Origin of the sequence: Rhizobium sp. FY34, assembly GCF_005222845.1 — a bacterium.
Taxonomy (GTDB): domain Bacteria; phylum Pseudomonadota; class Alphaproteobacteria; order Rhizobiales; family Rhizobiaceae; genus Neorhizobium.
On the sequence record NZ_STFZ01000011.1, the window covers coordinates 178,186 to 190,414 of the forward strand.

At 60.2% G+C, this 12,229-nt stretch carries 11 protein-coding genes; 5 read left to right on the forward strand and 6 right to left on the reverse strand.

The features are described 5' to 3' along the window. Positions 1 to 107: 107 nt before the first annotated feature. Together E8M77_RS07870 and E8M77_RS07875 are read left to right on the forward strand one after the other, a co-directional pair. On the forward strand, positions 108 to 3,485 hold the full coding sequence (locus tag E8M77_RS07870) for an ATP-binding protein (protein WP_137130082.1): 3,378 nt from the start codon (positions 108 to 110) through the stop codon (positions 3,483 to 3,485). Then, on the forward strand, positions 3,478 to 4,398 hold the full coding sequence (locus tag E8M77_RS07875; RefSeq protein ID WP_137130083.1) for a DNA-binding response regulator: 921 nt from the start codon (positions 3,478 to 3,480) through the stop codon (positions 4,396 to 4,398). Before E8M77_RS07870 ends, E8M77_RS07875 begins: the two co-directional genes overlap by 8 nt. Positions 4,399 to 4,411: 13 nt before the next feature. Here E8M77_RS07875 and hydA read toward each other — a convergent pair whose 3' ends face one another. The 5 genes from hydA to E8M77_RS07900 form a co-directional block, all read right to left on the reverse strand. Then, on the reverse strand, positions 4,412 to 5,818 hold the full coding sequence (gene hydA / locus E8M77_RS07880; RefSeq protein ID WP_137130084.1) for a dihydropyrimidinase: 1,407 nt from the start codon (positions 5,816 to 5,818) through the stop codon (positions 4,412 to 4,414). An 18-nt stretch (positions 5,819 to 5,836) separates the two neighbouring features. Next, positions 5,837 to 7,102, reverse strand: coding sequence for a cysteine desulfurase-like protein (locus E8M77_RS07885; RefSeq protein WP_137130085.1), 1,266 nt, complete (start codon positions 7,100 to 7,102; stop codon positions 5,837 to 5,839). Positions 7,103 to 7,131: 29 nt separating this feature from the next. Further along, positions 7,132 to 7,881: an amino acid ABC transporter ATP-binding protein gene (locus E8M77_RS07890; protein ID WP_137130086.1), complete on the reverse strand. Its 750-nt coding sequence runs from the start codon at positions 7,879 to 7,881 to the stop codon at positions 7,132 to 7,134. Further along, positions 7,881 to 8,552 (reverse strand): amino acid ABC transporter permease, encoded by a 672-nt coding sequence (locus E8M77_RS07895; RefSeq protein WP_137130087.1) that lies wholly within the window; start codon positions 8,550 to 8,552, stop codon positions 7,881 to 7,883. The genes E8M77_RS07890 and E8M77_RS07895 overlap by 1 nt, the downstream gene beginning before the upstream one ends. 63 nt (positions 8,553 to 8,615) lie before the next feature. Continuing rightward, entirely contained in the window at positions 8,616 to 9,413 is a 798-nt protein-coding gene (locus E8M77_RS07900; protein WP_137130088.1) for an ABC transporter substrate-binding protein, read from the reverse strand. A 153-nt stretch (positions 9,414 to 9,566) separates the two neighbouring features. Here E8M77_RS07900 and E8M77_RS07905 point away from each other — a divergent pair, with 153 nt between their 5' ends. Then, a complete protein-coding gene (locus E8M77_RS07905) occupies positions 9,567 to 10,265 on the forward strand; it encodes a FadR/GntR family transcriptional regulator (protein ID WP_137130089.1) in 699 nt (232 codons plus the stop codon). A 66-nt stretch (positions 10,266 to 10,331) separates the two neighbouring features. On the opposite strand, the gene phnF is transcribed toward E8M77_RS07905, so the two are convergent. After that, entirely contained in the window at positions 10,332 to 11,075 is a 744-nt protein-coding gene (gene phnF, locus E8M77_RS07910) for a phosphonate metabolism transcriptional regulator PhnF (RefSeq protein ID WP_137130090.1), read from the reverse strand. A 75-nt stretch (positions 11,076 to 11,150) separates the two neighbouring features. Between phnF and phnG the strand changes: the two genes are divergently transcribed. Further along, positions 11,151 to 11,621 (forward strand): phosphonate C-P lyase system protein PhnG, encoded by a 471-nt coding sequence (phnG, locus tag E8M77_RS07915; protein WP_137130091.1) that lies wholly within the window; start codon positions 11,151 to 11,153, stop codon positions 11,619 to 11,621. Beyond that, positions 11,621 to 12,229, forward strand: a complete 609-nt coding sequence (gene phnH, locus E8M77_RS07920) for a phosphonate C-P lyase system protein PhnH (RefSeq protein ID WP_137130092.1) — start codon at positions 11,621 to 11,623, stop codon at positions 12,227 to 12,229. The genes phnG and phnH overlap by 1 nt, the downstream gene beginning before the upstream one ends.

A 12,229-nucleotide genomic window follows, 5' to 3' on the forward strand; every position in this document is an offset into this window, starting at 1 on the left:
ACGTCGCCGAAATAACATGCTGGAAATGACTGGTACGGAATTTGCTTCGCCCTCGTCGAGGGTCGCCAGCAATGCCGTTTGCGCGACGGGGAAACGAGGGGGATATCTTGAACCAGGCCGAGCGGATTCCCAGAATTCGGCGGACCTATAATCGCTGGGTCGCCAACCAGACTTTGGAGGATTACGCGCTCCGCTTCACGGCCCATGAGGTGCGCCGTTTTTCGCCGGGGCGCATCGCCAATACGGCCATCGGCGCGATTTCCTTCCTGGCGCTGGAGGCGATCGGCGGCGCCATCACGCTGAACTACGGCTTCACCAATGCAGCGCTCGCCATCTTCAGTGCCTGCGCGATCATGCTGGTGATCGGGGTGCCGATTGCCTATAACGCAGCCCGTTACGGGGTGGATATAGATCTCCTGACGCGCGGCGCCGGCTTCGGCTATCTCGGCTCCACCGTCACCTCGCTGATCTATGCGAGCTTCACCTTCCTGTTCTTTGCCATCGAGGCCGCGATTATCGCCAAGGCGCTGGAGTTGATCACCGGCCTGCCGCTGACATTCGGCTACATCATCAGCGCCTTGGCCATCATCCCGCTTGTCACGCATGGCGTCACGTTCATCAGCCGTTTCCAGGCCTGGACGCAGCCCTTCTGGATCGTCCTGCAGCTGGCACCCTTCATCTTCATCGCTGCGCAGGGGCTGGAACCGGTGCAGCGCTGGACGGGCTATACCGGCCTGCTCGGCCCCGTGGACCATAGCTTCGACATCCATCTCTTCGGTCTCTGCTCGGCGGTGGTCTTTTCACTGGCAGCCCAGATCGGCGAACAGGTCGACTACCTGCGCTTCCTGCCGCGAAAGACGCGCGAAAACCGCGTCAAATGGTGGTTTGCGCTATTGAGCTCCGGTCCTGGCTGGGTGGTGATCGGCGGTCTCAAGATCCTGGCCGGATCATTTCTCGCCTTCTACGCGTTTCGCCATGGCGTGGCCTTCGAAGACGCCTCCGACCCCACGCAGATGTATCTCACTGTGTTCAGCCAGATGCTGGCATCGCCGGAGCTTGCGCTTGGGGTGACAGGCGTGTTCGTCGTCATCTGCCAGGTGAAGATCAATGTCACCAATACCTATGCCGGCTCGATCGCCTGGTCGAATTTCTTCTCACGCCTCACCCACAGCCATCCCGGCCGCGTCGTCTGGCTGGTTTTCAATGTGCTGATCGGCCTGCTTCTGATGGAATTCGGCATCTACAAGGCGCTGGAGACGGTGCTCGGCCTCTATTCGATCGTGGCCGTCGCCTGGACCGCCTCGATTGCCGCCGACCTGCTGATCGCCAAACCGCTGGGTCTGTCACCACCGATCATCGAGTTCAAGCGCGCCCATCTTTACGACATCAACCCTGTCGGCTTCGGCTCCATGACAGTGGCGGTGATTACCGCCTTTTCGGCCTATGGCGGGCTGATGGGCGAATTGTTGAGCAAGATCTATGTCTATCTCGCCCTCGCCCTGCCCTTCATCCTTGTGCCTCTCATCGCCAAGGCCACAGAGGGCCGCTACTACATTGCCCGCACAAGCAGCGTGCACAGCGATGCCAAGGGCCATAGCGGATGCTCGATCTGCGAGCTGAACTTCGACCGGGAGGACATGGCGCATTGCCCGGTCTATTCCGGCCCCATATGTTCGCTGTGCTGCTCGCTCGATGCGCGTTGCCATGACATGTGCAAGACGGATGCGCGCCTCAGCCAGCAGGTCCGCTCGCTTGCCGATGGCTGGCTTCCGCCAAGGCTGGCCGAAGCCCTGCATGGCAGCGTGATGCGCTATATTGCGCTATTTACGGTCGTCAATGCCTTCATGGGCAGCGTTTTCCTGCTCATCCATTTCCAGAGCACGATCGAGCACCCGGCAACCTCGCAGCTGATCGGTTTCGAGCTTTGGAAACTCTACATCATCCTGTTCATCCTCGCCGGTATTGTCACCTGGCTGTTCGTCCTTGCCCAGGAAAGCCGGGATTTCGCCGAGGAAGAGGCCCGCCGTCATACACGCCTACTGCTCGATGAAATCACCGCGCATGAAGAAACGGATCGGCAGCTGCAAAAGGCAAAGGAAGCCGCCGAATCCGCCAATCTTGCCAAGAGCAAATATGTGGTGGGTCTCAGCCATGAATTGCGCACGCCGCTCACAGCCATCCTTGGCTATGCCCAGGTGCTGGAGCGTCAGCAGGGCATGCCGAATTTCGTGCACAATGCCGCCCGCACCATCAAGCGCAGCGGCGAGCATCTGGCGGACATGATCGAGGGCCTGCTGGACATTTCGAAGATCGAGGCCGGCAAGTTTGAAATCTTCAGGCACAAGATCGCGCTTGGACCCTTTCTCGACCAGATCGTTGACATGTTCAGCCTGCAGGCCCAGGCGAAAGGCATCGGTTTCGAATTTCGCGCCACCTCTGCCCTTCCCGACTACGTTTTCACCGACGAGAAGCGCCTGCGCCAGGTGCTCATCAATCTCCTGTCGAATGCCATCAAATTTACCCAGCGCGGCCATGTCTGCTTCACACTGTCCTATCGCGGACAGGTGGCCAGATTCGATATCGAGGACACAGGCGTCGGCATCAGAAAACAGGATCTTGAGCGGATTTTCCTGCCCTTCGAGCGCGCCGAACAACCGAGCGACCAGATGCAGCCGCCGGGCACCGGGCTCGGGCTGACGATAACAAGGCTTCTCGTCGAGATCATGGGCGGTGAATTGAAGCTCTCCAGCACCTATGGCAAGGGCACGCATTTTTCCCTTCGCCTGATGCTGTCGGAAGCACAACGCCCGGAGGACATGGCGGCACCGGCCCTTGCTGTTGCCGGCTATGAGGGGCGGCGGCGCACCATTCTGGTCGCCGATGACGATGCCACGCAGCGCGCCCTGATGGAGGAAGTGCTGACCCCGCTCGGCTTTGCGGTGGTCACGGTCAATGATGGCTCAGCCTGTCTTTCGACACTTGCCCTCAACCGGCCGGACATCGTCATTCTCGATCTCGGCATGCCCCATATGTCAGGCTGGGAAGTGGCAAAGCGCATCCGCCAGCGCCATGGCCGCGACCTGCCCATCCTCATCCTCTCAGCCGATGCCGGCAATGAACGGACCAAACCCGAATATGCCCAGCTTTTCGATGCCTATCTGATCAAGCCCTTTGGCTTTGAAGACCTCTTCGAGCGTCTGGCAACGCTGATCCCAATCACCTGGATTGTCGATGACGGGGTGCATGTGGACGCGCAGCCGCAGCCGGTCTTCCTGCCGAGCCAGATGCCGGATCCGCAAAAGCTGCGCCAGTTGCGCACATTGGGTGCCACGGGCTTCGTGCGCTCCATCGAGGCGATGCTGAACGATCTGGAGATTTCGGCACCGCATACGGAGCCGTTCTGCAAGCATATGCGTCATCTCGCCACCAATTATCGCCTGCGCGAGTTTCTCGCCATTATCGAAGGTGCCAAAAGCCATGTCTGATCGCTTCGAGGGTAACAGCGTGCTGATTGTGGACGATTCCAACGAGGCACTGCTGATGCTGGCCGATGCACTCAGTCTGGAAGGATTGCAGGTGCAGACATCCACCAGCGGACGTCATGCCATTTCCATGGCCAATTCCAAGGCCCCCGATATCGTGCTGATGGACGCTATGATGCCGGGGCTCGACGGTTTCGACACCTGCAAGATCCTCAAGGCCGCGCGCGGATTCGAGGATCTGCCGGTGATCTTCATGACCGGCTATAATGAGAACGAACATGTCGTCAAAGCGCTGGCCGCCGGCGGTGTCGATTTCGTCAGCAAGCCGATACGCCTCGACCAGCTGTTTGCCCGCATGCGGGTGCATCTGAGCAATGCACGGCGTGCCCGCTCGGCCCGCTTCGCGCTGGATTCGACCGGCCGCTGGATGGTCGCCTGCGATGCCAATGGTCTGATTGCCTGGTCGACGCCGCAGGCCGCCGACCTGTTGATGAAAGTCGGCATCCGCTCCGATACCAACAGCTATCTGCCGCTGGAGATCCTGTCCTGGCTGAGTGAAACCGCCGTGACCGACCAGGGCGGCAATGCGAATGTGTTTCACTATGCAAGGCTTGGCCATGACATCGAGTTCCGCCGTCTTTCCGACGGACAGAATGACGAGATCCTGCTGCGGCTGATCGACCGCCATCGCGGCGCCGATGAGGAGCAGCTGGCGCGGGCCTTCGGCCTGACACTACGCGAGGCCGAAGTGCTTTTATGGGTGGCGCATGGCAAATCCAACAAGGAGATCGCCGATATTCTGGAAATGTCGCCCCGCACGGTGAACAAGCATATGGAGCAGATCTTCAACAAGCTCGCCGTCGAAAAACGCACCTCGGCGGCCACGCTTGCGGTGCGGGTTCTCTGGCGAGAGTGAAACCCGCTACGCCTCAACGAACCAGAGAGGATTTCTCCCGCGGGACATAGCCACCCTGCCTGTCACCGCCAGGCAGCAGATCACCGTTTTCAACAATGGTTTTTCCACGCAGCAGAAGCCGTACCGGCCAGCCCGTCACGGCAAGGCCTTCATAGGGCGTATAGTCGGCGCCATGCTGCAGCATATCGTTGGTGAGGGTCACCTTAAGGCCCGCATCCCACAGGGCGATATCGGCATCCGAGCCAATGGCAATCGTGCCCTTGCGCGGATAGAGGCCATAGAGCTTGGCATGATTGGTCGAGGTGAGCGCGACGAAACGGTTGATATCGATCCGGCCCTTCATCACCCCTTCGGAAAACAGGATCGGCAGACGGGTGGCAACGCCTGGAATGCCGTTTGGTATCCAGCGAAAATGCCGCTTGCCCTTGTCATTCAGCTTGCCCTCAACGTCATCGAAGCGGAACGGGCAGTGATCGGATGAAAAGAGATCGAACACGCCCTGTTCCAGCCCCTCCCAGCAGGCCTCCTGGCTTGCCTTGTCGCGCGGCGGCGGCGAGCAGACAAACTTGGCGCCCTCCATCTCGGTCTGGTCGAGATCCTCTGCCGTCAGCATCAGATATTGCGGACAGGTCTCGCCGGCGACCGTCTGGCCTCGCTGGCGCGCCCGACGGATTTCCTCCATGGCTTCACGGTTGGAGACATGCACTATGACGATCGGCACATCGACGATTTCCGCCAGAGACAGCGCCCGATGGGTCGCCTCGCGCTCGGCCGCGATGGGCCGGGTCGTGGCGTGAAATTTGGGCGCAAGCCTGCCCTCTTCCTCATGCCGTCCGATCAGGTAGCGGATCGCATCCTCGTTTTCGCAATGAACCATGACCAGCGCGCCGGTGCGGCGTGCCGTATCGAGCGTTGCCAGGATCTCGTCATCGCGCAGGCGAAGCCCTTCATAGGTCATGAAGACCTTGAGCGAAGTATAGCCGTCCTCCACCAGCGCCGGCAATTCCTGGCCCAGCACGTCAGGGGTCGGGTCGGTGATCACCAGATGGAACGACACATCCACATGGCATTTGCCCTCGGCCTTGGCGTGATAGACGTTTAGCGCCTGGCGCAGCGACTGGCCTTTCTCCTGCATGCAGAAGGCAAGAACCGTGCTATTGCCGCCGACAGCGGCCGAGCGCGTGCCGCTGTCGAAATCATCGGCCATGACGATGCCGTCACCGGAGGGCTGGTCGAGATGCACATGGCTGTCGATACCGCCCGGCAGAACGAAAAGCCCGGTTGCATCGATGATCTCGTCGGCGTCTGTCAGATCGGCGGCCAGCGCCACGATGCGACCGTCCCTGATGCCGACATCACAGATGAAACTATCGCTTGCCGTGACAACCGTGCCGTTTCTGATGATCGTATCGAAGCGCATATCCTGTTGTCCCCTGTCTCAGCTTGCTTTGGAAAGGCCGGTATCCGTCGAGAGGATTGTGTCCAGCGCCTGGGTGAAACGGTCCACTTCCTCAAGCGTATTGTAGTGAACCATCGAGACCCGCAGCATGCCGCCATGGTCTGTCAGTTCCAGATATTCGGCAAGCCGGCGTGAATGGAAGTCGCCAAACCGCATGGCGATCTTTTCGCCATCCATTGCCTTGCAGATGTCTCCTGCCTCGCGGCCATCGAAACGAAAGGCGATGGTCGGCACCCGCGAGCCATTGCGGTTCACCGATTGGCCGATAATCCGGCAATCGTTGCGAGACCGTAGATAGGCCAGCAAACGCTCGGCCAAGAGGTTCTCCTGGATGGTGATCGCGCCATAGGCGGCCTCGATCTTCTGGCGCACCGTGCCGGTTTCGCCCGCCCTTTCGCCAAGCGCCACCAGGTAATCGACAATGCCGCAGGTCGAATAGGCCAGCTCGTAGTTCGGATTGCCCGGCTCCAGCTTGCCCGGCACTTTGTCCTTGCCGTAAAAGTAGTGATAGAGCGTATCGAGCTCCAGCAGCAGATCATATTTGCCATACATCAGGGCATAGTGCGGCCCATAGGTCTTGTAGAGACTGAAGACGTAATAATCGGCATCGAAAGCCTGCACATCGACGGCGCGATGCGGCGCATAGGCGACGGCATCGACGCAGATTTTTGCGCCACGCGCATGCACGAAATCGGCAATCTCGCGGATCGGATGGATCGAGCCAAGGATGTTGGAGGAATGCGTGACGCAGACAAGCCGGGTGCGATCGCTCATCAGCGGCTCGAGATCGGCAAGGTCCAGCGTCAATGTTTGCGTGTTGAGCGGCCAGACGTTCACGACAATGCCGCGCTCCTGCAAACGGTCCCAAGGACCGATATTGGATTCATGGTCGGCAATGGTGATGATGATCTCGTCTCCCGGCGACAGCTGGCTGTGCATGGCGCGCGCCAGGTTCTGCAACAGCTGCGTCGTGGAATTGCCGAAGACGATTTCCTCCGGTCGCGCCGCATTGACCAGATGCATGGCGGCCGTTCGGGCTTCCAGAAGCGCGCGCGCGGCATCCTGCGAAACCTCGTAGCTGCCGCCGATCTGTACGTTCTTTTCAATGAGGAACGTGTTGATGCGATCAAGCGCACCCTGGAGGATCTGCGATCCGCCGGCATTGTCGAAATAGGTCCAGCCGCGAGCAAGGCCCGGAAACTGGCTGCGCACGAAATCGAGATCCAGCGGCAAAGTGGTGGCCATCCTTGTGGTCCTCCGAGTGTTTTTTATGATCAATGATTGAGCACGGCGCGCAGGAAGCCGCGCGTTCGCTCTTCTTTCGGATTGTCGAAAATCTCTTCCGGCGTGCCCTCTTCGACCAGGCGCCCGCCATCCATGAAGATCACCCGGTCGGCGACCTGTCGGGCAAAGCCCATTTCATGGGTAACGACCACCATGGTAACGCCAGTGCCGGCAAGCTTGCGCATGACGTCCAGCACTTCGCCCACCATTTCAGGGTCGAGCGATGAGGTCGGCTCATCGAACAGTAAGACCTTGGGCTGCATGGCAAGCGCGCGTGCAATGGCGACACGCTGCTGCTGCCCGCCGGACAGCTGGCCCGGATATTTCTCCGCCTGTTCGGCAATGCCGACGCGTGCGAGCAGTTCGCGCGCCTTGCGTTCAGCCTCGACCACGGGCGTCTTTCGCACTCGCAGCGGCGCCAGCATGATATTGCGCAGCACCGTCATGTGCGGAAAAAGGTTGAAGGACTGGAACACCATACCGACCTCGGCCCGCACTTTCGCAAGCGCCGATCCGGGGCCAACCGCAATGCCGTCCACCGTGATCGTGCTGTCGCGGGAAAAGGCCTCCAGATGGTTGATGCAGCGGATCAGCGTCGATTTTCCAGACCCCGACGGTCCGATGACGCAGACAACCTCGCCCTCGGCAATATCGAGATCGATGCCGTGCAGCACAGTGAAATCGCCATAGGCCTTGGTCAGGCTACGGATGGAAATGAGGGTGGAACCGAGCCTGTCCATCAGCGCTTGCCCTTGCTGAAATGCTTTTCGAGCCGCGCGACGATGGCAACCATGGGCCAGAGCAGGAGCACATAGATGAGTGCAGCACCAATCAGCGGCGTGGGATTGGCGGCAAGTGCCTGCGCCTGGGTTGCCTGCTTCAAGAGGTCGGGCATGGCGACCACCGAGGCAAGCGCTGTGTCCTTCAGCACATTGATGCAATTGTTGGTGAGCGGCGGAATGACGATGCGCACCGCCTGCGGCAGGATGACATCCACCATCGTATGCCGGTTGGATAGGCCAAGTGCAGCGGAGGCCTCGAATTGCCCCTGCGGAATGGCCTCGATGCCGGCCCGGAAAATCTCGGCCGTATAGGCCGCAGAGACGAGCGAAAGCGCCGTGACCGCCGAAACGAAGGGTGAGAGGCGAATGCCGACAAAGGGCAGCGCGTAATAGACGAGGATCAGCAGGACCAGGAGCGGAATGGAGCGGAAAATATCGATATAGAAGCGGATCAGCAGTCTGACGATAGACGGCGCATAGAGCCGCGCGATGGCCAGAAACAGACCACCGGCCAGACCGGCAATAATGCTGGCAATGCCGATCTGAAGCGTGACGACCAGCCCGCGCAGCAGCTGCGGCAGGCTGTCGATCAGCACCTGCATGTTGAAGAATGTATTGATCAGATTCATGCCGCAATGGCTCCTTTCGCAATCCGGCGGGATTTCTCACCCCACCGGTTGCTGTGTAAGCCTTCACTTTGCCTTGGGCATATCGAGGACGGCAACCGTGGACGTCGTGTCCTCGGCCTTGGCGCCGAACCAGGTCTCATGCAGCTTGGCGATGAAACCTTCCTTTTTCAGCGTGGTGATGACGCCATTGACCTCGGTGGCCAGCGGATCGCCCTTGTTGAACATGATCGAGTATTTCTCGCCCGTCGGGATGCGCTCGACGACCTTCAGCTCCGGCTTGCCCTTCACATAATAGAGGAGTGCTGGAATATCGGAAATGTAGCCATCGATGCGGCCGGCGACCAGATCGAGCATGGCCGGCTGCAGGCCCTCGAACTTGCGGATTTCGCCGAGCTTGTATTCGCCCTTATGGGCGTCCGCCCACATGTCGCCGGTGGAACCCGTATCGACGCCGACCGGTTTGCTGCCCATGTCCTTCAGGCCGGCAATACCGGATTTCGCCGTGACGGTGAGCGACTGGTCGCTATCATAATAGGGCTGCGCGAAGGAGACGGATTCCAGGCGTTTCTGGGTGATGGTGATGGACGAGACCGCCATGTTGATGCGGCCGGACTGGACGGCCGGAAACAGGCCGGCAAACGGCGTATTGACGAACTCGACCGTCTTGCCGAGGCGCTTGGCGATTTCGGTGACGAGATCGACCTCGAAACCCACCGTCTTGCCGCTGGCGTCCTGGAACTCCCAGGGCACATTGCCGATATTGGCCCCCACCGTAAGGTCGGCAGCATGCGAGCCTGTGGCGCCAATGGCGGCAAGGAAGGCGGTTAACACTGCTGTTTTGAAACTGGATGCGCGCGTCATGAGGTTCCCCTTGTTTTTTGAACGTCACTCGATCAGTATCGGTCTAACTGGTCAGACCAGTCAGGCCCAAAAAGCACGGCGCTTTCTGCTTGGCAAGGTGCTATGCGAAAAATAGATTTGGCATGCCGAACTGTTAAGGCCAAAGAGGATTTGATGCTCAACAAGACGCTCCTTCCGCAATCGGTGGCCCGCGAGATCCAGACCATGATCCAGACAGGCACGCTGAAAGCGGGTGAGAAAATACCGTCGCAACGGGACTTCGCACAGAAATTCGGCATCAGCCGGGCCTCCCTGCGAGAAGCACTGCTGACCCTTGAAACTCTTGGTCTGATCAAGACGGAAGCCGGTCGCGGCACCTATATTTCGGCTCCATCCGCTGGCAACGAAGGCCATTCGGGCCATATGGCACCCTGGCGCTATTCCGACAGCTATTCGGTCTTTGACGTGTTCCAGACGCGCATTCTGCTGGAAGGCGAGATCGCGCGGCTCTCAGCCGGTCGCCTAACCCAGTTGCAATTGGAGAAAATGGAAAGGGCGACGCAGACGATGGCAGACTGCTGGGAGCGCCAGGACCTGCTTGCCAATGTCGAGGCCGATCTGGAGTTTCACGCCATCATCGTCTCGGCCTGTTCCAACTCGATGCTGAAGGCTCTTTACCAGACCGTTCGGGATCAGGTGACGGAAACCCAGCGCCAGCCCATTCCGATCACCGACCCCAAGCGCATGGGCGAATCGATTGCCGAGCACCGCCGCATCATCGCGGCCTTGAGCGCAAATGATGCCAATGCTGCACGCCGCGAAATGGAAAACCATATTCGCAACACTGCGCGCTGCGCCGGGCTTTCCCCGTAAGGTAATGGTTGTTTAGGCAAGCGCCGGATACAGGATGCAGGATGAACATCCCTCAGTCTTGATATCCTAACCGTTGCGGATGCTGAACTGCACCCGGTCTGCCGGAAAGCGGGTGATGGCGAACTGGATTGGCACTCCTTCGGGATCGATATTCAGGGCCTTTGTCACCAGCACGATGGCGCCGGGCGAAAGGGCGAGCTGCGCCACGTCATCCGGCTCGGCATGTACGGCAGACACTTCCGTCACCTCGCGCAGATAGTCAGGCACGCCACAGGCGGAAAGCGCCCTGGTAATCGATTCCGTCTGGCGAAAGGCCTCCTCTATGCCCTCGAACCTTGCTGACGGGAACCACATGGTCGAGCGCGACACGGCCCGCCCGTCTGCCTTGCGCAGCGCATCGAGACGCCGGACCGGCGCGCCGATGTCAAGCTTCAGCCAGCGTGCGGTTTCGGCCGTCGCCGTCTCGGCTTCGGCAGACAGGAGGACGCCTTTCAGGTCCCGCGCCTGGTCGCCTATGCCTTGCGTGAAGCGCGTGCGAAGGCCGATCGGGAAATCGAACTTGTCGCGGCGCTCGATCCACGTGCCCTTGCCCTGCTCGGCGCGCACAATGCCTTCCTGGGCAAGGGCGGCCAGCGCGGCACGCACCGTGTGGCGGTTCACGCCAAAGCTTTCCGCAAGCACCATCTCGGTCGGCACCCGGCCTGTCGCATCATAATCGCCCGCAGCGATACTGGCGCGGATCCTGTCGGCGATCTGCCGCCAAAGGGCAACGCCCTTCTGCCGCTGCATCATTTCTGTCTCTCCTGTCATCGTCATGTCATGGCCCGACGGTAAATATACACTAGATTGTATGGTTGTCTATATTAATAGACATTAGAGGTTCAAATGTCCGCCGCTTTTGCACATGACTCAAACACGCATGACCCGCGCAAACGGGTAATCGATCTTCTGGCGCGCTGCAGCCGTGACGAGCTGGAAGCAGCGATGGTGACACTCGAACAGATACCCTCCTATCTGCGCCTGCGCGGTCCCGAAACCGGCCTGGTCATTGTCAAGGGCCGCATCGGTGGCGGCGGTTCACCGTTCAACCTCGGCGAAACGACCGTCAGCCGCGCCGCGATCCATCTGGAAGACGGTCGGGTTGGCCATGGATTTCGGCTTGGCACGGATCGGCGTGCAGCAGAACTGAGCGCCGTCTTCGATGCGCTCTGGCAGGCCGAGACAGAGCGGTCCTTCGTTGAACAAACGCTGCTGCTTCCCGCCGAGCGCAAGCAGGCTCTTGAGACGGATGCGCTCGCACGCGAGACGGCAGCAACGAAGGTCGATTTCTTCACCATGGTTCGCGGAGAGGACTGATGCACAGCAAGACCGAAAGCCTCATCGGCGGCTTCCCTGATGCCGTCCTCAACAGCCAGACGGTATTCCGCGCCCTGATGGATTGCCTGGCCCATCCCGGCAGTACCGGCAGCGTTCTGCCCGCCATCGTGCCGCCGGCACCGCTGAGCATCGCCGCCGGCGCCATCATGCTGACGCTCTGCGACCACGATACGCCCGTCTGGCTTTCGCCGGCGATGGCGCAGTCCGATGTCTCGGCCTGGCTCTCTTTCCATTGCGGCGCGCCCCTAACGCGCGAGAAGAGCGACGCCCGCTTTGCCTTTCTGGATAAGGGTGCCGCCCTGCCGCCGTTCGGCCTGTTTGCCGCAGGCACGCAGGATTATCCTGATCGCTCCACGACACTGGTGATCGAACTCGATGCGCTGGATGGCGGGCGCGCCCTGACCCTTTCCGGCCCCGGCATCCGGGATGTCACGCAGATTGCACCTTTGGGCCTGCCGGACAGTTTCCTGCATCAATGGACCGGCAACCGGGCTTTGTTTCCGCGTGGCATCGATGTGGTGCTTGTGGCCGGACGCCAGATCATCGGCCTGCCGCGCACCACCAAAATCAGCGGCCTGGAGGCGTAA

Bases quoted from the DNA above. Each gene is read 5' to 3' on its own strand.
- phnG (WP_137130091.1), top strand. From the start codon at position 11,151: ATGTCCGCCGCTTTTGCACATGACTCAAACACGCATGACCCGCGCAAA.
- E8M77_RS07885 (WP_137130085.1), bottom strand. From the start codon at position 7,102: ATGGCCACCACTTTGCCGCTGGATCTCGATTTCGTGCGCAGCCAGTTT.
- phnF (WP_137130090.1), bottom strand. From the start codon at position 11,075: ATGACAGGAGAGACAGAAATGATGCAGCGGCAGAAGGGCGTTGCCCTT.
- E8M77_RS07875 (WP_137130083.1), top strand. From the start codon at position 3,478: ATGTCTGATCGCTTCGAGGGTAACAGCGTGCTGATTGTGGACGATTCC.
- E8M77_RS07900 (WP_137130088.1), bottom strand. From the start codon at position 9,413: ATGACGCGCGCATCCAGTTTCAAAACAGCAGTGTTAACCGCCTTCCTT.
- E8M77_RS07890 (WP_137130086.1), bottom strand. From the start codon at position 7,881: ATGGACAGGCTCGGTTCCACCCTCATTTCCATCCGTAGCCTGACCAAG.
- E8M77_RS07895 (WP_137130087.1), bottom strand. From the start codon at position 8,552: ATGAATCTGATCAATACATTCTTCAACATGCAGGTGCTGATCGACAGC.
- hydA (WP_137130084.1), bottom strand. From the start codon at position 5,818: ATGCGCTTCGATACGATCATCAGAAACGGCACGGTTGTCACGGCAAGC.
- E8M77_RS07905 (WP_137130089.1), top strand. From the start codon at position 9,567: ATGCTCAACAAGACGCTCCTTCCGCAATCGGTGGCCCGCGAGATCCAG.
- phnH (WP_137130092.1), top strand. From the start codon at position 11,621: ATGCACAGCAAGACCGAAAGCCTCATCGGCGGCTTCCCTGATGCCGTC.